Genomic DNA, 23612 nt, shown 5'->3' on the forward strand with positions numbered 1-23612 from the left:
AACGGGCGCTTCCCGTGCTCCTCGGGCTGACAGGCGATGGAACGGAAGGTATAGGGCATGAGCAGGATGGAACAAAACGAAACCATGACCCGTGAAATGTCCACAACGTCCTTCGACAGGTCTTTCGGACCGACCGTCTGGGGCGTGCCTGATGGCAGTGTGGCCTTTCTTCTCCGTCAGCGCCTTGCCGAGCATGACGGCCCGCTGCTTCACGTCGCGCGAGACGATGCTGCTGTGGCGGCGCTGGCAGACATGCTGGCGTGGCTCATGCCCGAAGTGGAAGTCCTGCGACTGCCTGCCTGGGACTGTCTGCCTTACGACCGCGTCTCGCCCAATCCGGTTCTGATCGCCGAACGGGCAGGGACGCTCTGCCGCCTTCTGGAGTCCACGAAGGCGCAGCGCATTGTTCTGACGACCGTGCACAGCCTGATCCAGCGTGTGCCTCCGCGTTCGGCGTTTCGGGGACAGTCCATCAGCGTGAAGACGGGCGAGAGCCTCGATCAGGCCATGCTGATCGAACTGCTGGTCGCCAATGGCTACACCCGAACCGATACGGTCATGGAAGCGGGCGAGTTCGCAACGCGCGGCGGCATTTTCGATCTGTTCCCGGCCGGGGAAAGCGATCCGATCCGGCTCGATCTGTTCGGAGACGAAGTCGAGAACATCCGTGCGTTCGACGTGGGAACGCAGCGCTCCACCGAGACCCTGAAGCGCTTCGAACTGCGACCGGTGTCCGAATTCTCGCTGGGCCCCGACAGCATCAGTCGCTTCCGCACCGGCTGGCGCGATTCGTTCGGCCCGGCTGCAATATCCGATACGATTTACGAGAATGTCTCGGACGGTCGGCGCTATCCGGGGCTGGAGCACTATCTACCGCTGTTCCATGACGGCGACAGCCATCAGATGGAAACGCTGCTGGATTATCTGCCGGGTGGTGCGGTCAGTTTCGACCAGCACGCACCGGAGATCCTCAAGGCGCGACTGGATATGATCGCCGATCATTATCAGGCCCGGCGCGTTCCGACGCGTGAAGGCGAAATCCCCTATCGTCCGCTGCCGCCGCACCGGCTCTATCTGGATACACACGGCTGGGAATCGATGCTGGCGGATGTGCCGTCCGTCATTCTGAACGCGTTCGCCATGCCGGATACGGCGCATGGCGTGGATGCGGGATACCGCCCCGGCCCACTGTTTGCGCGTGCGAAGGACGGAACGCGGGCAGGGATGTTCGAGGCTTTTGGCCAGCAGGTGAAAACCTGGGCCGAGGCCGGACGGCGCACCTATGTTACGGCCTGGAGCCGGGGCTCACGGGAGCGGATTTCGCATCTTCTGGCAGAACATGGCGTCACGGTCACATCCTATGACGACTGGCCGGATGCGGCGGGAATGCCGAAAGGCACAACCGGCCTGCTGACGCTGGGGCTGGAGCGCGGCTTCGTCTCGGACCGTCTGTGCTTCGTCTCCGAACAGGACCTTCTGGGCGAGCGGATCTCGCGTCCGCCGCGCCGTCGCAAGCGCGGCGAGCAGTTCATTTCGCAGGTCGGCGAAATTGCGGACGGGGATCTGGTCGTTCATTCCGATTACGGGATCGGGCGGTATGTGGGGCTTGAAACGGTCGTGGAAGGCCGGGTCGCGCACGATTACTTATCGATCCTCTATGACGGGGAGCAGCGGCTTCTTCTGCCGGTTGAGAACATCGAGCTTCTGAGCCGTTTCGGTTCTGAGCAGGCCGGGGTTCAGCTCGACAAGCTTAGCGGAACAGCCTGGCAGGCCCGCAAGGCCAAGATGAAGTCCCGCATCCGCGTCATGGCGGGCGAGCTGATCAAGACCGCCGCAGTCCGCGCCATGAAGGACGCGCCAACGCTCGCACCCGCCGAGGGGCTGTGGGACGAGTTCTGCGCGCGCTTTCCGTTCATGGAGACGGAGGACCAGTCCCGTGCGATTGCGGATGTGCTGGAAGACATGAGCGCCGGGCGTCCAATGGACAGGCTGATCTGTGGCGATGTAGGCTTCGGCAAGACGGAAGTAGCACTGCGGGCGGCATTCGTGGCTGCGCTTTCAGGCATGCAGGTCGCTGTCGTGGTGCCGACAACGCTGCTCGCCCGTCAGCATTTCCGGAGCTTCACGGCACGCTTTGAAGGCTTTCCGGTCAATGTGGTGCAGCTTTCGCGTCTCGTAACGCCCAAGGAGGCTACGAAGGTCCGTGAAGGAATGGCGGATGGCACCGTGGATATCGTGATCGGCACTCATGCATTACTGGCCAAAAGTGTTGCGTTCGAGCGTCTGGGCCTCCTCATCATCGACGAAGAGCAGCATTTCGGCGTCTCTCACAAAGAACGCTTGAAAGCGCTGCGGGAGGACGTACATGTCCTGACGCTCTCCGCCACACCGCTTCCGAGAACGCTTCAGCTCTCGCTGTCCGGTGTGCGGGAAATGAGCCTGATCGCAACGCCACCGACGGATCGTCTGGCGGTGCGCACGTTCATCACGCCCTTCGACAGCGTCATGATCCGTGAGGCCATTCAGCGCGAGCGCTTCCGCGGTGGTCAGGTCTTCTGTGTGGTGCCGCGTCTGGCGGATATGGACAGGATGGCCGAGCGTCTGGCGGAAATCGTGCCGGATGCCAAGACGGTACAGGCACATGGCCGTCTGACGCCGACAGAACTTGAACGGGTCATGACGGAGTTCGCGGACGGGAAATACGACATTCTGCTCTCAACCAATATCGTGGAAAGCGGGCTGGACATGCCCAGCGTGAATACGATCATCATTCACCGGGCGGACATGTTTGGTCTGGGGCAGCTCTATCAGCTTCGCGGGCGCGTAGGGCGTGGCAAGCAGCGCGGTTATGCGTATCTGACCTGGCCGCAGACGCGTCCGCTTTCGGCCTCGTCGGAAAAGCGGCTCGAAATCATGCAGACGCTGGATTCGCTCGGGGCCGGGTTCACGCTTGCGTCCCACGATCTGGATCTGCGCGGTGCGGGTAACCTGCTGGGGGACGAACAGTCCGGACATATCAAGGAAGTCGGGATCGAACTCTATCAGCAGATGCTGGAAGACGCCGTGGTCGATCTGCGTCGCGAACGCGGCAAGCGTCTGGAGGAAGAAGATAGCTGGACCCCGACCATCATTCTCGGTCTGCCGGTCCTGATCCCCGAAACCTATGTGCCGGACCTGCCCGTGCGTCTGGGGCTGTATCGTCGGATTGCAGCGTTGACGAACGAGGCCGAGGTCGAGGCGATGCGTGCGGAACTGGTTGATCGTTTTGGATCGCTTCCGCCGGAAGTCGGCAATCTGCTGGATGTGGTCCTGATCAAGCGTCTGTGCCGTGAAGCCGGGGTGGAGCGTCTGGAGACCGGACCAAAGGGTATGGTGATCCAGTTCCGTCGCAACCGTTTCGGAAATCCCGCCGCGCTGATCGACTGGGTGACGCGCAAGAAGGAATCAGGGGTAAAAATCCGCCCCGATCACAAGCTTGCGGTCATCCGCGAAATGACGAATGCGACCCGCATTGGCTATGCCAAAAAGGTCACGACCGTCCTGTGCAAAATGATCCGCAAGCTGGAAACCGAAACGTCAGGGGACTGAGAATGGCAGCGGAATGCGGTTGACGGTCACGACGCCGCCGCTCAGCCCGACGTCCCACAGGGTCGTATCGCCGCTCTGACGGCCCATCAGTCGGGCAATTGTGAGTGCGGCTACAACCTTCTTGGGGGCCGTATCACGGATCTCACCAATCAGGGTATCGACGTTCGTCACGCCGATATGCAGGTCCGCCGTCGACGTAGATGCTGTGGCGCCGGGCGAGATGGTGCCCTTGCCGTCGATGGTGCTGCTACCCGTGACGGCATGCAGGGCGTTGATCGTGATCTGCTGGCGTGCGGTGTCGAGACCCTGAACCGTCAGGTCTGCTGAAAGCTGCGTGGGCATGAGTGGCTGTTTGGTATCGTGGATGCCAGTGCCCTCAACCTTCAGGCGCAGATCCGGCGTCGTCTGGACCGCCTGGATCGACGCCTTGCGGATCGTCATGTCGTGACCGGGCCGGGCGAGCGTCACACTCGTCCATGTGGCTTGCGGGGTGCCCCCCCGAATGTCGCTGCTGTTGATTGTCAGGCTCTGGTTTTTGCAGGCGGGACTGATGCCGCCGCGAAAGGCACTGAGTGCGGCATAGGCGGCAACAGCATTGAAACGCTCCAGAGTTGAGGTCTCGACATGGCCGGAAGGGTCGGAGAGGGTCACGCCATGAATGTCGAGCGTGATATCCGTTCCGGTCAGCGCGGCATGCAGGGTCTTTGCCGTCAGTCCATGTGCAGTGTTCTGGGTGCCGCCCAGTTCATAGGTCATACACGAGGCGGGAAGGGCGGCAGGTTCGGACGCACTGGCCATGACGGGCGCCAGGAGGGCGGCAGTCGCGGCGAGCAGGGTAAGGCGCAGGGACATGAGGGGGTTCCGGACTGTGAAGAGGGGAAAAACGTTAAGACCGTATTAGGGAATGAAGCGGTAAAATGATGGCACCTCCTCCTCTTTCGGAGAAATGCGCGTGTCGTCCTCCATCTCCGCTATGCCCGCCATTCCGCAGTATGTCTCCATCATCAAGAATGAAGAGTCTTCAGCGAACAAGTGGGAAAAAACAAGCGTCCCCACCCAGCAGGCTGTTTCAGCTTTCCAGAATGATGCGTCTTCGATCAAGACGCCACAGCAGCTTCTGAAAAACTACAAGGCCCTCAAAGTCGTGCTGGGTGCCTATGGCATGTCTTCGGCAATCGGTGAGACGGCCGTTCTGACGAAGCTGATGACGCAGGACCCGACATCAGCCAAATCTCTTGCCCAGACGAGTGGCAACTCGTCATGGAAAGCATTTGCGAAAGCGTTTTCCAACTGGTCAACGTCTCCGTTGGCCTCCGCCGACACCATCCAGAAAATCACCCAGAACTATCTGACCAACAGTTACGAAAGCAGTTTGGAGACGGAAACACCGGGTCTGGGAGATGCTCTGTATTTCACCCGGACCGCCAGGACGGATATGACGCTTGAAAACGTGATGGCGGACCCGAAACTTCTGAAAGTTGCGGAAGTCGTGTCCGGTTTCGATTCAACGCAGTTCGGAGCACTGGATTACGATCAGCAGGTCCGTCTGCTCGGCTCGAAACTCGATCTGTCCAAGCTCAGTACGACCAAGGGAATCCAGCAGTTCGCCCAGCAGTATCTGGCTCTGTTGCAGATCCACCCGACAAAGACGTCAACACCTGCAAGCATGCTGACCCTCTACGGAGGAAACGGCTCCACAACCAGCATCCTTTCCCTTTTCACGGGCGACAGCTCAGGCAGCAGTTCTTCGCTGTATTCGGCGCTGTTCTGAATGCCCTGCTGACGTGACATCCTGTGTCCGGCCCTGTATCGCAAACACCTGACGGATTTCAGGTGAAGGGATATTTTCATGGCCGGACTGGACCCCACGGACTGGAATGGCATCCGTGAGATCGGGCATCGGATGCTGGATGAGGTCTTTGACCGCATGGAACATGTGGGCGACGGCCCCGTCTGGCGACCGATGCCGCCCGCTGCCCGACAGAGCCTAAAAGAAGGTCTACCGGAAAAGGGGCATTCCCTCGACGATCTGTATGCCCGTTATCAGGAACTTGTCGTGCCTTATGGCGTGGGGAATACCCATCCCGGTTTCATGGGATGGGTGCATGGGGCGGGGACGCCGGTCGGCATGCTGGCCGAGATGCTGGCTGGGGGCCTGAACGCCAATTGTGGTGGGCGCGATCACGCGCCAATCGAAGTCGAGCGCGAAGTAATCCGCTGGGCTCTGCAGATGGTCGGAATGCCTCAGGACGGATCGGGCTGTCTGGTGACGGGGTCGTCCATGGCCAATTTCATCAGCGTCATTACGGCGAGCCGCGCGCAGGACCTTGCGATCCGTAAAAACGGGATCGGCGGTCGCGGGCTTGTCGGCTATGCCGCGACAACAGCGCATGGATGCTTGCCCCGGGCGTTTGAACTGGCCGGGCTTGGGAGCGAGGCACTTCGGCGCGTGCCGGTTCTGGCCGATCATCGCATGGACGTCGGGGCCTTGTCCGACATGATCGCAGCGGATCGGAAAGCGGGCTTTGTGCCGTTCATGGTTGCGGGTACGGCGGGCACGGTTGATTGCGGGGCGATTGATGATCTCGTTGCGATCGAGGCTGTCGCTCATGAAGCGGGGATCTGGTTCCATGTGGATGCGGCCTTTGGAGCGCTGGCCTGTCTCTCGCCCCGTTTCAAAGAGCAGCTTTCCGGAATCGAAAAAGCGGATAGTCTGGCGTTCGACTTCCACAAATGGGCGCAGGTTCCTTACGACGCCGGCTGCGTGTTGGTGCGCGACAGCCATAAGCATGCTGCGGCTTTCGCGCAGTCCCTCGATTATCTCGTGCGCGAAGAGCGCGGGCTTGCCGCAGGAGCCCCATGGTTTTGCGATTTCGGCCCGGATCTGTCGCGGGGCTTCCGGGCGCTCAAGGTCTGGATGACGCTGGGCCATTACGGTTCCGAGCGTATGGGAGACATGGTCGAGACGTGTTGTGACGTTGCAGCCGATCTGGCGCGGCGTGTGGAACGGACCGAAGGACTGGTTCTGCTGGCGCCTGTGACATTGAATATCGTCTGTTTCGGACTCGACGGTCTGGAAGATGCCGAAGTCTCGGAACTGGTGCAGGATCTGCATGAAAGCGGGATCGCTGCGCCGTCCACGACAAGGATCAACGGTCGGGTGGCGGTGCGTGCGGCGATCGTCAATCACCGCACAACAACCGCCCATACTGACCGGATGCTGGACGCCGTTATTGCGTTGCGCGACGCCCGGTTGAAGGCGCGAACAGGGCGCTGAGCTGAGCCATCATGGTTCCGCCGAGGTCTTCGGCGGAACTGATGGTGACGCTGTTGCGGTAATAGCGCGTCACGTCATGCCCGATGCCGATGGCCAGAAGCTCTGTGGCCCGATCCGCTTCGATCCGGGCAATCACCTGTCTGAGATGGTCTTCCAGATAGTTGTGCGGATTGGCGGAGAACGTACTGTCATCAACCGGCGCACCATCTGAAATCACCATCAGGATATGACGGTGCTCCGACCGGCGACGCAGGCGTTTCCAGGCCCAGAGCAGGGCCTCGCCGTCGATGTTTTCCTTGAGCAGGCCGTCACGCAGCATGAGGCCCAGATTACGCCGTGCGCGTCGCAGGGGCGTGTCCGCATCTTTATAGATGATGTGGCGCAGATCGTTCAGACGTCCCGGCTGGGGAGTACGACCGCTCTTGAGCCAGCGTTCACGGCTCTGCCCACCCTTCCACTGCCGTGTCGTGAAGCCGAGAACCTCAACCTTCACGCCGCAGCGTTCGAGTGTACGGGCCAGAATATCACCGCAGATGGCCGCCGTTCCGATGGGACGACCCCGCATGGAGCCCGAATTGTCGATCAGAAGGGTGACGACCGTATCGCGGAACTCCGTCTCACATTCATGTTTGCAGGACAGGGGGAGCGTAGGGTTTGTCACGACGCGCGACAGGCGTCCGGCATCAAGAATGCCTTCTTCCTGCTCGAACTCCCAGCGGCGCTGCTGCTGCGCCATCAGACGACGCTGCAGCCGGTGTGCGAGGCGCGAGACCAACCCATGAAGTTGGGACATCTGCTGATCGAGTTTCTGGCGCAGACGGTCCAGTTCGTCCGGATCGCACAGATCAGAGGCGTTCACTTCCTCGTCGAAATCCGTGGTGTAGGCTTTGTAGGTGTTGAGGGCTTCGGACGGGCCTGTTTCTGCCTGCTGCTCCGAAGGGCCAGCGGCTTCTTCCGTACCATCTTCCGACATTTCAGCGGAATCCGTGGCTTCGCTTTCGCCTGAAAGGCCGGTTTCTCCACTTTCGGGCTGGTAGCCGTCTTCTTCTTCCGTTGCGGCCGGAGCCTGCTGATCCTGCCCCTCGGTTTCCGGAGCGTCGCTTTCCGTTGTCTCCTCCTCATCGGACGGGAGATCGGACGGTGCAGTCTGCTCCTCATCTTCATCCGGAACGGTCGTGAGCTGGCACGCGCCGAGGAAGCGGGTCGTCGCGCGTGCAAAGGCCGTCTGATCGCTCTGGGTGCGGGCCATGTCGGCAAGGGCGGATTTTGCCGCAGGCGTCAGAGCCGCGCGCCATTCATCGAGCGCAGGTCCCGCCTGAATCGGCATGGGATGACCGCTCATGGCTTCACGCGCGAGCAGATCCAGCGCCACGGGGGCAGGCATCTCCTCGCGGGTTTTCATGCGGTTGCAGCCGATTTCAGCGCAATGCTGGGCAAGTTTCTGCTCCAGATTGGCGCGGACGCCCGCCATGTGGCGGGAGCCATAGACTTCACAACGCGCCTGCTCCAGCGCATCGAAAGCCTGCCGAGCTACGGGTTCAGCCGGGGCGTTTGTATTTCGGTCCGCATGATACCGCATTCGCAAAGCGGCAGCGTCCGCAGCCCCCCGGATCTTGCGGATTTCCCAGTCGTGCATATGGCGCGACAGATAGGGAAGCTCCACATTTCCGGCTTCTGGCACTGCCTTGCGGTTTCCGCTGACGGCACCTTGAAAATCCACGCCTTGTTCCGGCGCGCCACCCATGGCGCGCAGGGTGGCGATGGTGACCTGACGAAAGCGTTCCTGCCGCTCTTCGTCGGTGAGGGAGGTCTGGGGAGCGGACAAGGGATCAGGCCAGTGGCGAAGCGTTGAAGCAGCGCTGGTAGTATTCTGCCACGATTCCGCGCTCGGCTTCGTCACATTTGTTGAGGAAGGTCAGGCGGAAAGAAAACGCCACATCGTTGAAAATACGGTTGTTTTCTGCCCATGCGATGACTGTACGCGGAGACATGACCGTCGAGATGTCACCAGCCATGAAACCGGCACGCGTGAGGTTCGCCAGTGCAACCATACGCTCAACGAGCGTCGTGGCCTCCTGATTGTCCGCCGGGATTTTCAGCTTGGCCGTGACAATGCTGACTTCCTGTTCCAGCGGCAGATAGTTCAGGGTGGCGACGATGTTCCAGCGATCCATCTGGCCCTGATTGATCTGCTGCGTGCCATGATACAGGCCCGTCGTATCGCCCAGTCCGACCGTATTGGCGGTGGCGAACAGACGGAAAGCAGGGTTCGGCCGGATGACGCGGTTCTGGTCCAGAAGCGTCAGATGGCCTTCCGCTTCCAGCACGCGCTGGATGACGAACATCACGTCTGGACGGCCTGCGTCATACTCGTCAAAGATCAGGGCGCAGGGATGCTGGAGGCACCAGGGCAACAGACCTTCGCGGAATTCCGTGACCTGCTTGCCGTCCTTGAGCACGATGGCGTCCTTGCCGATCAGGTCGATCCGCGAAACGTGACTGTCCAGATTGATGCGGACGCAGGGCCAGTTCAGGCGCGCTGCGATCTGCTCGATATGGGACGATTTACCCGTACCGTGAAAGCCCTGGACCATAACGCGACGGTTAAAGGCGAATCCGGCCAGAATCGCACGGGTCGTGTCTTCATCGAACTTGTAGGACGGATCGATGTCGGGGACGTGTTCCGTACGGACGGAATAGGCCGGAACCTGTATGTCCGTGCGAATGCCGAAGATTTCTGCCGAGGAGACCATGAGGTCGGGCGCACCGAGAGCGCTGGTCGGGACCGAGGAGTTTTCAGCGGTGGTCACAGCTTCCGGGGTATCAATCGTCGCGAAATCACTCATGGGACTCTGGGGCTTTCTCTAACTCTTGGATCAGGGCGTTCTGAAGAAGATGGGGCCTTGGCGCCCTCTCTTCCAGTCTAAAAATTCAGGAAACGAAATCGTCCTGACGTGTGAAATGCACTTTGAGCGTGGCGTAGGCCGAGCCGATGGCCTTGAAACGCTCTTCGGATGTCGCATCGCCAATATTGGCATCGGGATGATGCTGGCGGGCGAGGGCACGGTAACGGCTTTTCACGTCATCGAAAGACACGGGCCATGTCAGGTCCAGCGTGGCCAGCGGCTGCCGCAGAGGCTCGGGAATTCCGGCGGCCTGAGCGGACGCGCGCTGTCGTGCCGCATCCTTGGCCCGCTCCGCCCGGCTGTGACGCGTCGCGCCAAGAATATCCAGCGGATCAATGACGTCGTCTTCGTTGAATTCTGCCTTGTTCGCCGTGCCGGTGCCCAGCTTCCATGAGGGGCGTTGCCAGGAAACATCGGCCCGAAGATGCGCCTCGATCTGGCCCGGTGTCATGCCGCGATAGAAATCCCAGCGGGAATTATATTCGCGGACATGCTCAAGACAGAACCAGAAATACGAACGCAAGGCATCACGCCCGCGCGGCGCACGATAGCCCGCAAGCTCGTTGCAGCCCGGATGGTCGCAGACCTGTTCCGGCGCGTCAGGATCGGGATCGAATGCCCGGTGTCTGGTGGATTTGCGCTGCATGGTGTCTGATATGGGCAATCACCGCCGCCCGATGCAAGCGGGCATTCCTCAAGCCGGACGATTTTCATCATGCCTGAAACAACTGCACACCCTTCCAGCCGACGCGAACGGATTGCGATCCTCCTTCAGCAGGGACTGGCCCCCACAAAGCTCGAAATCCAGGATGACAGCGCCCGCCACGCCCATCATGCGGGAGCCAAAGCCCTCGGCGGCGGAGGCGAGACGCATTTCAACATCGCAATCACAAGCGCGCGTTTTGACGGACTGAACCGGGTGGCGCGGCATCGGCTGGTCAATGATCTGCTGGCAGAAGAATTTCGCTCCGGCCTGCATGCGCTGTCGCTCGTCCTGCATGGGGAACAAACCCCATGAGGCGCACTCTTTTTGCGCTGCTGCTGCTTTCGGGCTGCGCGACCAGCGGATATGACCGCCTTCCCAAAGCCGACCAGAACGACGTGCACCGCATCGAAGCCTATCTGAACGGCATTCAGGGATTGCAGGCGGCTTTCGTCCAGCATGGACCGGACGCAGGCGAGAGCGGTGGCCGCTTTTCGTATATTCCGGGCCATCTCAGGCTGGATTACGTCGTACCCCATCCGATGGAACTCGTGGCCGGAGACGGTCATCTCGTTCTGGACGATCAGGGAACGGGCGCTGTCACGCATTTGTCGCTGCGGCATAACCCGCTTGGGCTCCTGCTGAAGCACCCGATCCGCTTTGATGGCGACATTCAGGTCACGGATGTGCGGCATGGGAACGGATCGCTTCAGATTTCCATAGCCCAGGCCGATAACCCCTCACAGGGCCTGCTGACGCTTCAGTTTTCGGACGTGAACGGCCAACTCGGCCTGATCGGGTTGCAGGGTGTGGATGCCCGCCAGCATCATTTCGGCGTGTTGTTGTCGGATGTAAGACAGGGCGTGGTGATCGTCCCGTCCGTGTTCACGCCACCTGCGGGCTAGAGCCGAAGCGGGCGGCCCACGCTGCGGCAAGGGCGTCGTCCAGATCCTTCATCGTCAGGCTGTTGTCGAATCGCTGAAGGCTGGTGACGCCGAATTCGCGGATGCCGCAGGGGACGATCCCGTCAAAATCGTTCAGATCGGGGTTCACATTAATCGACACCCCATGCCAGCTCACCCAGCGGCTGACGCGGATGCCCAAAGCGCCGATCTTCGCTTCAAGCCCGCTCAACGGATCAACCGTCCAGACGCCAATCCGCCCCTCACGGGTGAAGGCCGTTACGCCAAGCCGAGCGAGGGCGTCGATCATCCAGCCCTCCAGACCTGCCACGAAGGCGCGCAGATCGCGGGGAGGCACAGTGCCATTCTGCTTCGTCAGATCCATCATCACATAGCCGAGCCTTTGTCCCGGCCCATGATAGGTCCATTGCCCTCCACGCCCCGCGTCATAGGTTGGATAGCCGTGAGGGTTATAGAGATCGGCCTCCTTGGCTGAAGTTCCGGCCGTAAAAACAGGTGGATGTTCAACCAGCCAGACCAAAGGTGCGGCCGTTCCCTGATGAATCGCCCGTGCGCGTTCCTCCATGAACGCCAGTGCGTCAGGGTAGGGCGTCAGTCCCGGAGAGGACGTCCACAAAATTTCTTCATAAATCTCATCTCGGGTCATTGCCCTCGTATCTGTCATCGGCTATAGCCCCTCCCACACCGGACGGTCATGCACCAAGCAGGATCGTTTGTCACGGGGCGGCCGTGGCGGAATGGTAGACGCGCAAGCTTGAGGTGCTTGTGGGGGCAACCCCGTGGAAGTTCGAGTCTTCTCGGCCGCACCACTGACATTCAGATGTCGGTGTATCCCAATAAAAATCACTAATCTCCCGAATATTATTTTCTCCCTCAAGGGGAGGGTTTTATTAAGGTTCCGATAGTCTGTGCCATCTTGTTGCCAGACTATTAAGACAGGGGTATTCCTTTAACGTCCTTGAAGAACGTCTGGACTTCCTGTTGGCAGTCGAGCGTCATTTCTTCCGATGTGTGAGGTTTCGTGATCAAGCCACTGAAAAAAGCTGTTCTTCCTGTTGCCGGTCTCGGTACGCGGTTTCTGCCCGCGACGAAGGCTATGCCGAAGGAAATGCTTCCTGTCGTCGACAAGCCTCTGATCCAGTACGCGATCGACGAAGCTCGCGAGGCCGGGATCGAAGAATTCTGCCTCGTGACTGGACGTGGCAAGGACAGCCTGATCGATTACTTCGACATAGCTTACGAACTCGAAGCGACGCTCAAGGAGCGTGGGAAGAAAAGTGCGCTTGAAGCACTGGCTCCCAGCAGTGTGCAGGCTGGATCTCTCGTCGCTGTGCGCCAGCAGGAGCCGCTCGGTCTGGGTCATGCGATCTGGTGCGCACGTTCCTTCATCGGTGATGATCCGTTCGCGATCCTGCTGCCGGATGATATCGTCAAGGGACGCAGCTGCATTGGTCAGCTGGTCGAAGCCTATAATCAGACCGGTGGCAATGTCGTAGCCGTGACGGAAGTCCCGCGCGAGCACACGAACCGCTATGGCATCCTCGATGTTGGTCATGACGATGGAAAGCTGGTGGAAGTGAAGGGACTGGTTGAAAAGCCTGCTCCGGAAGATGCACCGTCGAACCTGTCCATTATCGGCCGCTACGTGCTGACGCCGGACGTCATGAAGTATCTGGCGAAGCTGGAACGTGGTGCGGGCAACGAAGTCCAGCTCACGGATGCGATGGCCAAGACGATTGGTGAAGTGCCGTTCCATGGCCTGCGCTATGAAGGCACACGCTATGACTGCGGTGACAAGGCTGGCTTCCTTGAGGCGCAGATCGCGTTCTCGATCGATCGCGAGGACCTCGGGGCGTCGGTGAAGGCGTTCCTCAAGAAGTACAAGCAGTACACAGACGCACCCTGATCCCGGTCGGGTCCAATTCTGATCCGCTCTGCCTGCACGGTGTTCTCCTTGCAGGCAGAGCGGCAAAAGACCACATGCGGTCAGGTCAGGTCAGATCAGATCAGATCAGATCCTGCGGCGAGGAGGCTGGCAAGCATGTCAGTAAGCGGGCCGTTTCAGTCCTTTCTTGAGCCAGGACAGATTGTTCTGCATCCTGACTACCCGGACTGGGGCTGGGGGCAGGTCCAGTCTGCTGTAGGCGAGCGGGTGACGGTCAATTTCCAGCATCAGGGAAAAGTCCTGATTGACGCATCCCGTATTACGCTCCGACTTCTGCCGAAATCACAGTGATGAGGGCAGGCCCTCGTATCGCTCGCACGCTCCTCAATACACTTTTGCCTCCCGTCTGTGCGGCCTGTGGCACCGAAGTCATGACGGAGGGGGCTTTTTGCAGCACCTGCTTCCAGACAGCCCATCGGATTGTCTCTCCCCGATGTGATCGTTGTGGCGTCCCACTGGAAAACGAGGCACTGGGAGGCACACAAAACTGCTGTGCTGCCTGTCATGCTCATCCACCGGTCTGGCGTTCTGCCCGCGCCGCGTTCGTTTACGACGCCTGGTCACGACGTCTGATCCTACCTCTGAAATATTCTGATCACACCGAAAATGCTGCGGTTCTGGCAAGGCATATGGCTGTTGCAGCCCAAGACCTGCTCGAAAAGGTAACGCTCGTCGTTCCTGTGCCGCTGTATCGCGCCCGGTTATGGAAACGACGCTATAATCAGGCAGGTCTGATGGCGCAGGGGGTGGCGAGGCTTGCAGAATTGCCTTGTGCGGTGGACGCTCTTCAGCGTGTCCGACCGACAAAAGCGCTGGCGCGCCTGTCCGCCGGAGAGCGCGAACAGGAAATGACGCAGGCAATCCGGGTCAGAAAAGGACGGGACACCCTGATACGCGGACAGGCTGTTCTGCTGGTGGATGACGTGCTGACCACAGGCTCCACGGCAACGGCCTGTACGCTGGCTCTGATGAAGGCCGGTGCGGCAAGCGTGGATATTTTGGTTGCAGCGCGGACCGGGAGAGTGGATGAACAAAACCCGCGCTTTGTCCAGGAATGAGAATCCTATGTCGAAAATCGAGATTTTTACCCAGCCTGGATGCCCTTATTGTGTGCATGCCGTCAGTCTCCTTCGCTCCAAGGGCGTGAAGTTTCAGGAAATCAATGCTCCGAACGGATCTGCCGAGCGTGAAGAGTCCATCCGACGTTCAGGTCGTCGCACGGTGCCCCAGACGTTTGTAGACAAAGAATCCCTGGGGGGCTGTGACGACCTGATGGCGCTTGATCGCGCCGGGCGGCTCGATGCCCTGCTGGGCAACGTCTGAATGCGCGTAGCGGGTCTTTTCGCAGCTTTCCTTCTGGCGGTACTGTCACTTTCATATGCCAGTGCCCAGTCTCCTGGTCCGACAAATGCCCTTCCGACGGATATTCCCGAACGGGGATTGTGGCTTTCAGAAGGGCATGACGGACTGTTTTCAATCCAGCCCTGTGGCCATGCGCTCTGTGGTCAGTTGATTGGTATGGCCTATGAAGGAGAAATGCCGAAGGACGTCTGGGGGCGTTCGCAATGCGGTATCCGCATGCTGACAGACTTTGTCCCAATCGAGGATCGCAAATGGCAGGGCCATATTCTTGATCCAAGAACCGGACGGGTCTATCAGGCGCGGATATGGGTTTCCCAGCCCAATGTTCTGAAGCTGCGCGGATTCGTTCTGGGAATGCCCCTTCTGGGTGAGACCCAGACATGGAGCCGCTACACTGGTCCGCCTGTTGGGCCACAATGCAAGCTGCCGAAAGACGTACACTAGGCCGGATGTCGGGAAACCTGCATCACGGCCCGGACGTTATTCTCGCCCCATCGAAAGGAATGCAGACCCATCATGTCCCACCCTGTTTCCCGCCGCAGTTTTGCGGTCGGACTGGTTGCCGGTGTTGCGGCTGCTGGTACTGGTATTGCTGGTGCCGCCGATCCTGAAAAGACGGTCTCGACACCCCCTCCGCCGCCGAAGCCGGTGTCGAAAACGATCTGTTTTGTCGGTGGATATACGAAACACGGGCCACCAGGCGGCGGAACCGGGAACGGGCAGGGTATTTCCGTTTTCGATATGGACCGCGAGACGGGCGTTCTGACGCCGATCACGACATTTACGGATATTGCCAGTCCGTCCTTTTTGACGATCTCGAAAGACCAGCGTTTTCTCTACGCGTTGAGTGAAATCGACGATTTCAACAAGGATGGTGACGGGTCCGTCACGGCGTTTGCCATCGACCCCAAGACCGGCTCACTGCGCAAGCTCAATGTCGTCAGTTCGATGGGGGCTGTTCCGGCCTATGTGAGCATCCATCATTCGGGCCGTTATGTGCTGGTGGCCAATTACGTCGGCGGTAATGTGGCGGTTCTGCCCATCCGTTCGGATGGCTCTCTGGGCGAAGCATCGGACGTGGTTCACAACACAGGCCCGCGCCAGCCGGAGCGTGCTGCGGACAATCCACAGGGTAATTTTGCAGTCTCCGATCATTCGGGCTCGCATCCGCACATGATCCATTCCGATCCAAGCGGCAAATTCGTGCTGGCCGATGATGCGGGTCTGGACCGGGTGTATGTCTGGACGCTGAACCTCGACACGGGCAAGCTGATCCCCGCCAAGACGCCATATTACGATATGGAACCGGGCTCGGCACCGCGCCATTTCCAGTTCAATCATTCCGGCCGGATTCTGTACAATCTTTGCGAACAGGATTCGAAGGTCGTTGTTTCCAATTTCGATCCGGTGACCGGTGCGATCAGCAATATCCAGACGGTCAGTACGGTCACGTCGCATTTCCGTGGCTCGACGCTTGCGGCGGAAATCCTGATCTCGGCCAGCGGCAAGTTCGTTTACGTCTCCAACCGGCTTGGTGATTCTCTGGCCGTGTTTGCCATCGGTACCGACGGAACACTCACACTTCAGGACGAAGTCTGGATGCACGCGGACTATGGCCGTGCCCTGATGTTCGATCCGTCTGGAACGTTCCTGTTCTGCGCCAACCAGCGCTCGGATGCCGTGACTTCGTTCCGGGTAGACAAAAAGACGGGCGAAATTGCGTTTACGAACAATTTCACGCCAGTCGGAAGCCCGACGACCTTCGCGTTCATGAACACGCAGGCCTGATCGGCTGTTTCTCCGGCTAAGGCGCTTGCGGCGGATGATCCCGCTGCAAGCACCTTTTTTGTTCAGTCCTTGCGAAAAATCGCGATGTAGTTGATGCCAGTGTCGCGGCTCTCGCGCCATTTGAACGGCACATAACTCATGCCCGCGATGTCCAGCATCCGCAGTCCGGCCTGTCGGGCCATGGCGGCGAGTTCGTCAGGCTTGATGAACTTCTTCCAGTCATGCGTGCCCACAGGCAGCATCCGCAGCAGATATTCCGCACCGAGTTTGGCGACAGCGAAAGAGCGTGGCGTGCGGTTCAGCGTGGACACCGCGACCATGCCGCCCGGCTTCGTCAGTGTAGCCAGCATAAGCAGAAAATCCTGCGGATCATTGACGTGCTCGATGACTTCAAGCGCATTGACGACGTCGAACCGCGCACCTTCCGCAACAAGGTCTTCCGCACTGCCATTGCGATAGGACAGGGGGGCAGCTTCGGGCGGCAGGGGATGTTCGGCCAAATGTGCCTCGGCTGCTCTGATACCGGCGGCGCTGGCATCGATTCCAAGTGTCTCAAAACCCAGTTTGGCGTAGGCCTCGCTGGCCAGACCCGCGCCGCAGCCGATATCAAGCAGGCTCAAAGGTCCGGCGGACGCGGCGCGCAGAGGAGCAACATGACGGCTGACCCATTCGGTCCGCAAGGGATTCATGGCATGGAGCGGGGCCATGGGGCCGCGCGGATTCCACCAGTCTTCTGCCAGGGCGCTGAAATGGGCAATTTCGGATTCCGAAACGGATGAACGTCTGAAATCCTGTCCCCGGGATGTTTCTGTGGGCATCAGAACTGTCCTTCTGTGTGCCTGTCTGCCGTGCGTCATCTGGACGTGGCGGAGCGAGACGAGTATGTGGACCGGCAGAGTCTGTTCAGGCGCCGGGTGTTTTGCGGTACCCGATGCCAGACCCGAGCGCACAACGCCAGACACGTACTGGAGCCTTATCCGCGATGTCCATGCCCGATACTCCCGTCCACGACCGGCTTTCCGGTCGTGCCGATCCTCATGCCGTCATGCATGGCGAAATTGAGAAACGGAAGACGGTTGTCATGAAATTCGGCGGTACGTCCGTCGGAACTATCGAGCGCATCCGGAACGTTGCGAAACGCGTGAAGGCGGAGCATGACCGCGGACGCCGCGTGGCTGTCGTTGTGTCGGCGATGGCGGGTGTAACGAACCGGATGGTCGGATACTGTGCGGAACTCGATCCGCTGGCCGATCCGAAGGAATATGATGCTGTGGTTGCGGCAGGCGAGCAGGTGACGAGTGGGCTTGTCTCCATCGCGCTTCAGGCCCTTGGCGTAAAAGCACGGTCTTTTCAGGGCTGGCAGATCCCGCTTGTGACGGATGACGCCCACGGTAAAGCCGCCATCGAGAGCGTGGACGGGGCGGCTCTTCTGGCCTGTCTGGACGCGGATGTCGTGCCGGTTGTCGCAGGCTTTCAGGGCGTAGGCCCTGATGGACGGATCGCAACGCTGGGGCGGGGTGGATCAGATACCTCCGCCGTGGCCGTCGCGGCCGCCATCCATGCCGATCAGTGTGATATTTATACCGACGTGGACGGGATCTACACGACCGATCCGCGCATCGTGAAACGCGCAAAGAAGCTGGATCGCATCACTTACGAAGAGATGCTTGAACTGGCTTCCGTAGGCGCCAAGGTACTTCAGACCCGCAGTGTCGGTCTCGCCATGCGCGAGAATGTCCGGGTGCGGGTGCTGTCATCTTTCGCCGAGACGGATGACGACAGTGGTTCGATTGTTGTTGATGAGGACGAGATCATGGAGAAGGAACTGGTTGCGGGGATTGCCAACTCGCATGACGAAGCGAAAATCTCCGTGCGGAACATTCCGGACCGTCCGGGCATTGCTGCCGCGATTTTCGATCCGCTGGCTGCTGCAAACATCAATGTCGACATGATCGTCCAGAGCGTTGGCGTGGACAACATGACGAACATGACCTTCACGGTCAGCAAGGCCGACGAAGCCGCTGCCCGCTCCGTGCTGGAAAAGGCCCGTGAATACGTCCAGTATGGCGAGCTGCTCACGTCCCATAACGTGGTGAAAATCAGTGTCGTGGGCATCGGCATGCGCTCGAATGCCGGTCTGGCAGCGCGGATGTTCCGTACGCTGGCAGATCGTGGCATCAATGTGCAGGTCATCTCCACAAGCGAGATCAAGATCTCGGTTCTGATTGATTCTGAATATACCGAACTGGCCATGCGCGCGCTGCACACGGCTTATGGCCTTGATGCCAAAGAGGAAGCCGACGCGTGAGCGAAACCCTGATCGAGACCCCGAGTGAGGCGCTGGACGCCCGCGCGACGCTGGACCGCCTGTGGAAGCCGGGCTGTGACTTCCTTGGCAGCGAAGTTGCGATTCTCGGCGGGGCCATGTCCTGGGTCAGCGAGCGGCATCTGGTGTCCGCCATTTCCAATGCTGGTGGGTTTGGCGTCATCGCCTGTGGCGCGATGTCGCCCGAGCGTCTGGAAGAAGAAATCGTTGCCACCCAGGCGATGACGAAGCGCCCGTTTGGCGTGAACCTCATCACCATGCATCCTGAACTGGATCGTCTGGTGGATGTGTGTCTGGCACACAACATCTCTCATATCGTGCTTGCAGGTGGCGTGCCGAATAGTGCCACGATCCGCAAGGTCCGTGATGGCGGAGCAAGGGCGATCGGCTTTACGCCCGCTCTGGCTCTGGGCAAGCGTCTGGTGCGTATGGGCATCGAGGCTCTCGTGATCGAGGGTTCAGAAGCCGGTGGCCATGTGGGGCCGGTGTCGCTGACGGTTCTGGCACAGGAAATCCTGCCGCATATCCGCGATGTGCCGGTGTTTGTTGCCGGTGGCCTTGGGCGTGGTGATGCCGTCCTGTCCTATCTGGAGCAGGGAGCCGCTGGTGCGCAGCTTGGAACGTTGTTTGCAGCGTCTGAAGAAAGCATCGCGCATGAGAACTTCAAGAAGGCTTTCCTGCGCGCCAATGCCCGTGATGCGGTAACAACCGTTCAGCTCGACGAGCTCTTCCCGGTTATCCCCGTGCGGGGTCTGGCGAATGAAGGTGGCCGCCGTTATGCACGCCTTCAGGGCGAAGCGCTCCAGAAGTTCCAGAGCGGCGAACTGACCAAGGAAGAAGCGCAGCTTTCGATCGAGCATTACTGGGCCGGTGCGCTGCGTCGTGCCGTTATTGAAGGGGACGTGGAAACGGGTTCCGTCATGGCCGGTCAGTCCGTCGGCATGGTCAAGGAAATCCGTCCGGTCGCCGATATCCTTGCGACGCTGGTGCAGCAGGCCGTTGATGCCATACAGCAGCGCGAAACCCGTATTCACGCGCCAAGCTAACGGATCATCCGGTCATGTCTCCTCCGCCCTCCAACCGCCCGTTCTCGCAGTCTTCCGACCAGCCCAGCGTTGGAACGGTGCTGCGCGAGCGTCGTGAGGAACTGGGCTGGAAACTGGAGGACGTGGGGGAATGGCTGCGAATCCGCCCGAAACTTCTGGCCGCGCTTGAAGCGGACGACCTTTCGGTGCTGCCGGGTGTGGCTTATGCCGTCGGCTTCCTGCGGACTTACGCACATGCCATGCAGCTTGATGCCGAAGCGCTGGTTGAGCGTTTCCGGCGCGATACGCGTGGAGCCGTGACGCGCAAAACTGAGCTGGTCTTTCCTCAGCCAGAAGGAGATCGTGGTCTGCCGGTCGGTGTTCTGGTCGGCGCAGGATTGGTAGTTGTGGCTGTGGCCTATGTCGGCTGGTACCGTTTTACGGCGCATGACACCCCGGCGCAGCGTCAGGTTCCAGCCGTTGCGGAGCTGATGCCGGGCGCGGCAACCCCAGCCACCACCTCTCCACAAGTGGCCTCCGTCATGCCCGGACGCGCACCCACGCCCGAGCCTCATGCTCCGGTTGCCGTACCGTCCGCATCTGTGGTCCCTCCCACTGTTTCCACCCCGGTGCAGACGGCTCCGGCTCCGCAAAATCCGCCTGTGTCCGTTCCGGCACAGGCTGCACCATCATCCATCACGTCTCCTGACGAAGATGCTGCTGCCGGTCCGCCGTCGCCGGCTGAAACAGCCGCGCCCCAAACACCCGAACAGCCGGCTACGGATCTGCCTCCGGCTGTTCCAGAGGGAGCTGTCGTCGTGCGGGCACTGTCGCACGTCTGGACGCAGGTTCGGGACAAAGACGGGCACGTCCTGATCTCGCGCGTGATGCAGCCGGGCGAAAGCTGGCAGGGCGATCCGGCGGGCGCTCCGTTCCGCATGTCGTTCGGCAATGCGGGTGGTGTGGTTCTGACCACGGCGGGGGCGACCAGTGCGCCTCTGGGCCGGGAAGGGCAGGTCCGTCGCAATGTCGAGGTGACGGCCGATGCCATTCGTTCCGGCTCTTTCGGATCGGGTGTGGCCCTCCCGGTTCAGCCCAGTGCTTCCCCATCACCAACCGCCACGGACGCAACGGCCGTAGTGCCGCCTGTGGCTGCAAAACCGGTTCCGGCACCTGTTCCATACAAGGCCCCACCGCCGGAGCATGACGTTTCGGCCGATGACCTGAATGCCCGGCAGCTTGAACATCAGCCGCTGGAACAATCGTCGCCACCGCATTAAACCCTTATATCCGTCAGGGGGGCTCAGTGCCCCGAAAATACAGCCCCCTGCGTCAGAGCTTCCGGTTTCCACCGGGCACCAAGAGGTAAATCATGAGCAGCTACCGTCCGTATCAGCACATCGAACGTCGCAAGTCGCGCCAGATCCATGTCGGCAAGGTCGCGGTCGGTGGTGATGCCCCGATTTCCGTGCAGACCATGACCAATACCCTGACGTCGGACGCACAGGCCACGATCGACCAGATCCGCCTGTCCGAACTGGCTGGCGTGGATATCGTCCGAGTGTCCTGTCCTGACGAGGCCAGCACCGAGGCTCTTGCGGAAATCGTCCGTGAAGTGAACGTCCCCATCGTTGCGGACATCCACTTCCACTACAAGCGCGCCATCGAGGCAGCCAAGGCCGGTGCTGCGTGCCTGCGAATCAATCCAGGCAATATCGGCAGCGCCGAGCGCGTGCGGGAAGTCGTGAACGCCGCCAAGGATTATGGCTGCTCCATCCGCATCGGCGTGAATGCCGGTTCGCTGGAAAAGCACTTGCTCGAAAAATACGGTGAGCCCAACCCCGAGGCTCTGGTCGAGAGTGCTCTGGAACACGCGAAGATCCTGCAGGATCACGATTTCCACGAGTTCAAGATCAGCGTGAAGGCTTCCGACGTGTTCATGGCGGTTGCAGCCTATCAGCAGCTTGCGGATTGCTGTGACCACCCGCTGCATATCGGCATCACCGAGGCAGGCTCCAAGCGTGCAGGCACCGTGAAGTCGTCCATCGGTCTGGGCAATCTGCTCTGGGCCGGCGTGGGTGACACGATGCGCGTCTCGCTTTCCGCCGCGCCGGAAGAGGAAGTGCTGGTCGGCTGGGATATCCTGAAGTCCCTCGGCCTGCGTCATCGCGGTGTGAAAATCATTTCCTGCCCGTCCTGTGCCCGTCAGGGCTTCAATGTCGTCGAGACAGTCCAGACGCTGGAAGATCGCCTCCAGCACATCAAAACGCCGCTGACGCTGTCCATCATCGGCTGCGTTGTGAACGGCCCCGGTGAGGCACTGATGACCGATCTCGGCGTGACCGGTGGTGGCAATGGTCGTCACATGGTGTATGCGGCCGGTCGTCAGGATCACACGATGCCGGGTGGCGACATGATCGAGCATATTGTGGACCTCGTGGAAAAGAAGGTCGCAGACATCGAAGCGGGTAAGGTCGAGGCCTCCACGGCCAAGCAGATGGACCCGGCAGCGCACTGATGTCCGGACTTCAGCCCCCTCGCGGGACGCACGACCTCATTGGCGAGACGATGCGCCGCCATCACCATGTCGTGGAGACGGCGCGCAGGGTTCTGCGGACCTATGGGTTCGAGGAATGGAGCACGCCCATCTTCGAGGACACGCGCGTCTTTTCGCGTACGCTCGGCGAGACGTCCGATGTCGTGTCCAAGGAGATGTATACGTTCGAAGATCGCGGGGGTGAGAGCATCACCCTGCGTCCCGAGGGCACGGCGGCGATCTGCCGCGCGCTCGTCACGAATGGCCTGACGCAGTCCCTGCCGCAGAAGGTGTTCTATCACGGGCCGATGTTCCGCTACGAACGCCCGCAGAAGGGACGCTACCGCCAGTTCCATCAGATCGGTGCGGAACTGATCGGTGCGGAAAGTCCGCTGCGCGATGCCGAGACGATCGCCATGGCGCAGGATATCCTGCGCGAACTGGGTCTGGGCGATCACGTCATGCTGGAACTCAACACGCTTGGTGATCTGGCCAGCCGTCAGGCCTGGCGTGAAGCACTGGTCGCCTATTTCCGCGATCATGCGGATGCGCTGTCCGAAGAAAGCCGGGTCCGGCTTGAAGCCAATCCGCTGCGGATTCTAGACAGCAAGTCCGAGCAGGACCGTAAACTGCTCGACGACGCCCCGGCCTTTGCAGATTATCTGAACGATGAGTCCCGCCAGTTCTGGGACACATTGCGCGACAGCCTTCAGGCATTCGGCGTGGACTTCATTGAAAACCCGCGTATCGTCCGTGGTCTTGATTACTACAGCCACACGGCTTTCGAGTTCGTGACGTCCAAGCTGGGGGCTCAGGGCACCGTGCTGGCCGGTGGCCGGTATGAAGGGCTGGTCGAGCAGATGGGTGGTCCGGCCATCCCGGCAATCGGTTGGGCTGGCGGAATCGAGCGTCTTGCAATGCTGCTGGACAGCGCACCGGAGCTTCCGGCGGGAATTACGCTGGTGCCCATGGGCGATCCGGCTGTTCTGAAAGCTGCGTCGCTTGCGCGCGCGCTGCGTTCTGCCGGATTACGGGCGGAGATCGAAACGCGCGGCAATCTGAAAAAGCGGATGGAGCGCGTGGTGAAGTCCGGCGCATCCCACGCGATTGTTCTGGGCGATGAGGAAATCGCCAAGGACGTCGTTCAGCTTCGGGATCTGTCCAGCCGCGAGCAGCAGGAAGTTCCGGTTACGGACCTTGTGCGGCTCCTGAGCGCAGGACGCGCCTGAGCGT

Annotated in this window: 22 protein-coding genes and 1 tRNA gene; 17 read left to right on the plus strand and 6 right to left on the minus strand. The window is 60.4% G+C overall.

The window, feature by feature from the left end; translation table 11 throughout:
• Window positions 1-66 precede the first annotated feature (66 nt).
• Complete coding sequence (gene mfd, locus ABDK74_RS01045; RefSeq protein ID WP_346004122.1) at window positions 67-3588, plus strand: transcription-repair coupling factor; 3522 nt, start codon at window positions 67-69, stop codon at window positions 3586-3588.
• On the opposite strand, the gene ABDK74_RS01050 is transcribed toward mfd, so the two are convergent.
• Window positions 3577-4440, minus strand: coding sequence for a DUF2125 domain-containing protein (locus tag ABDK74_RS01050; protein ID WP_346002363.1), 864 nt, complete (start codon window positions 4438-4440; stop codon window positions 3577-3579). The two genes, mfd and ABDK74_RS01050, sit on opposite strands and share 12 nt — an antisense overlap.
• 94 nt (window positions 4441-4534) lie before the next feature.
• On the opposite strand from ABDK74_RS01050, the gene ABDK74_RS01055 reads away from it, so the two are divergent.
• Window positions 4535-5359 (plus strand): DUF1217 domain-containing protein, encoded by an 825-nt coding sequence (locus tag ABDK74_RS01055; protein WP_346002364.1) that lies wholly within the window; start codon window positions 4535-4537, stop codon window positions 5357-5359.
• A 78-nt stretch (window positions 5360-5437) separates the two neighbouring features.
• Window positions 5438-6865 (plus strand): pyridoxal-dependent decarboxylase, encoded by a 1428-nt coding sequence (locus ABDK74_RS01060; protein WP_346002365.1) that lies wholly within the window; start codon window positions 5438-5440, stop codon window positions 6863-6865.
• On the opposite strand, the gene ABDK74_RS01065 is transcribed toward ABDK74_RS01060, so the two are convergent.
• The 3 genes from ABDK74_RS01065 to ABDK74_RS01075 form a co-directional block, all read right to left on the minus strand.
• Complete coding sequence (locus ABDK74_RS01065; RefSeq protein WP_346002366.1) at window positions 6819-8690, minus strand: cobaltochelatase CobT-related protein; 1872 nt, start codon at window positions 8688-8690, stop codon at window positions 6819-6821. The two genes, ABDK74_RS01060 and ABDK74_RS01065, sit on opposite strands and share 47 nt — an antisense overlap.
• A gap of 4 nt (window positions 8691-8694) precedes the next feature.
• On the minus strand, window positions 8695-9711 hold the full coding sequence (cobS, locus tag ABDK74_RS01070; RefSeq protein ID WP_346002367.1) for a cobaltochelatase subunit CobS: 1017 nt from the start codon (window positions 9709-9711) through the stop codon (window positions 8695-8697).
• An 85-nt stretch (window positions 9712-9796) separates the two neighbouring features.
• On the minus strand, window positions 9797-10417 hold the full coding sequence (locus tag ABDK74_RS01075; protein ID WP_211562974.1) for a J domain-containing protein: 621 nt from the start codon (window positions 10415-10417) through the stop codon (window positions 9797-9799).
• Between the two features lie 69 nt (window positions 10418-10486).
• Here ABDK74_RS01075 and ABDK74_RS01080 point away from each other — a divergent pair, with 69 nt between their 5' ends.
• Window positions 10487-10789: a BolA family protein gene (locus ABDK74_RS01080; RefSeq protein WP_346002368.1), complete on the plus strand. Its 303-nt coding sequence runs from the start codon at window positions 10487-10489 to the stop codon at window positions 10787-10789.
• Entirely contained in the window at window positions 10786-11379 is a 594-nt protein-coding gene (locus tag ABDK74_RS01085; RefSeq protein ID WP_346002369.1) for an outer membrane lipoprotein carrier protein LolA, read from the plus strand. Before ABDK74_RS01080 ends, ABDK74_RS01085 begins: the two co-directional genes overlap by 4 nt.
• Here the strand turns inward: ABDK74_RS01085 and lipB are convergent.
• Window positions 11360-12061, minus strand: a complete 702-nt coding sequence (lipB, locus tag ABDK74_RS01090; RefSeq protein WP_194254579.1) for a lipoyl(octanoyl) transferase LipB — start codon at window positions 12059-12061, stop codon at window positions 11360-11362. The genes ABDK74_RS01085 and lipB overlap by 20 nt on opposite strands.
• Before the next feature lie 59 nt (window positions 12062-12120).
• Here lipB and ABDK74_RS01095 point away from each other — a divergent pair.
• The 7 genes from ABDK74_RS01095 to ABDK74_RS01125 all read left to right on the plus strand — a co-directional run bounded on the left by ABDK74_RS01095 (window position 12121) and on the right by ABDK74_RS01125 (window position 16492).
• Window positions 12121-12206, plus strand: a tRNA-Leu gene (locus ABDK74_RS01095).
• 212 nt (window positions 12207-12418) lie between these two features.
• A complete protein-coding gene (gene galU / locus ABDK74_RS01100) occupies window positions 12419-13303 on the plus strand; it encodes a UTP--glucose-1-phosphate uridylyltransferase GalU (protein WP_194254578.1) in 885 nt (294 codons plus the stop codon).
• A 135-nt stretch (window positions 13304-13438) separates the two neighbouring features.
• Window positions 13439-13633, plus strand: coding sequence for a DUF3553 domain-containing protein (locus ABDK74_RS01105; RefSeq protein WP_346002370.1), 195 nt, complete (start codon window positions 13439-13441; stop codon window positions 13631-13633).
• Complete coding sequence (locus ABDK74_RS01110; RefSeq protein ID WP_346002371.1) at window positions 13633-14400, plus strand: ComF family protein; 768 nt, start codon at window positions 13633-13635, stop codon at window positions 14398-14400. The genes ABDK74_RS01105 and ABDK74_RS01110 overlap by 1 nt, the downstream gene beginning before the upstream one ends.
• Before the next feature lie 7 nt (window positions 14401-14407).
• On the plus strand, window positions 14408-14665 hold the full coding sequence (gene grxC, locus ABDK74_RS01115) for a glutaredoxin 3 (RefSeq protein ID WP_194254576.1): 258 nt from the start codon (window positions 14408-14410) through the stop codon (window positions 14663-14665).
• On the plus strand, window positions 14666-15148 hold the full coding sequence (locus ABDK74_RS01120) for a DUF2147 domain-containing protein (RefSeq protein WP_194254575.1): 483 nt from the start codon (window positions 14666-14668) through the stop codon (window positions 15146-15148). It begins immediately after the preceding gene.
• 72 nt (window positions 15149-15220) lie between these two features.
• Window positions 15221-16492 carry a lactonase family protein gene (locus ABDK74_RS01125; protein ID WP_346002372.1) on the plus strand — a complete coding sequence of 424 codons (1272 nt, stop codon included), beginning with the start codon at window positions 15221-15223 and terminating at the stop codon, window positions 16490-16492.
• Window positions 16493-16554: 62 nt separating this feature from the next.
• Here the strand turns inward: ABDK74_RS01125 and ubiG are convergent, their stop codons facing one another.
• Window positions 16555-17310, minus strand: coding sequence for a bifunctional 2-polyprenyl-6-hydroxyphenol methylase/3-demethylubiquinol 3-O-methyltransferase UbiG (gene ubiG / locus ABDK74_RS01130; protein ID WP_346002373.1), 756 nt, complete (start codon window positions 17308-17310; stop codon window positions 16555-16557).
• A 164-nt stretch (window positions 17311-17474) separates the two neighbouring features.
• Here ubiG and ABDK74_RS01135 point away from each other — a divergent pair, with 164 nt between their 5' ends.
• From ABDK74_RS01135 to hisS, 5 genes are all read left to right on the plus strand, one after another.
• On the plus strand, window positions 17475-18800 hold the full coding sequence (locus ABDK74_RS01135) for an aspartate kinase (protein WP_346002374.1): 1326 nt from the start codon (window positions 17475-17477) through the stop codon (window positions 18798-18800).
• The gene (locus tag ABDK74_RS01140) at window positions 18797-19864 is read left to right on the plus strand and encodes a nitronate monooxygenase (protein WP_346002375.1); all 1068 of its coding nucleotides are present in this window, start codon (window positions 18797-18799) and stop codon (window positions 19862-19864) included. The genes ABDK74_RS01135 and ABDK74_RS01140 overlap by 4 nt, the downstream gene beginning before the upstream one ends.
• A 14-nt stretch (window positions 19865-19878) precedes the next feature.
• Window positions 19879-21123 (plus strand): RodZ domain-containing protein, encoded by a 1245-nt coding sequence (locus tag ABDK74_RS01145; protein ID WP_346002376.1) that lies wholly within the window; start codon window positions 19879-19881, stop codon window positions 21121-21123.
• Window positions 21124-21215: 92 nt separating this feature from the next.
• Window positions 21216-22361: a flavodoxin-dependent (E)-4-hydroxy-3-methylbut-2-enyl-diphosphate synthase gene (gene ispG, locus ABDK74_RS01150; protein ID WP_062031453.1), complete on the plus strand. Its 1146-nt coding sequence runs from the start codon at window positions 21216-21218 to the stop codon at window positions 22359-22361.
• Entirely contained in the window at window positions 22361-23608 is a 1248-nt protein-coding gene (gene hisS, locus ABDK74_RS01155; protein WP_346002377.1) for a histidine--tRNA ligase, read from the plus strand. Before ispG ends, hisS begins: the two co-directional genes overlap by 1 nt.
• The last annotated feature ends 4 nt before the right edge of the window (window positions 23609-23612 follow it).

The organism is Gluconobacter sp. OJB (assembly GCF_039638275.1).
Lineage (GTDB): Bacteria > Pseudomonadota > Alphaproteobacteria > Acetobacterales > Acetobacteraceae > Gluconobacter > Gluconobacter cerevisiae.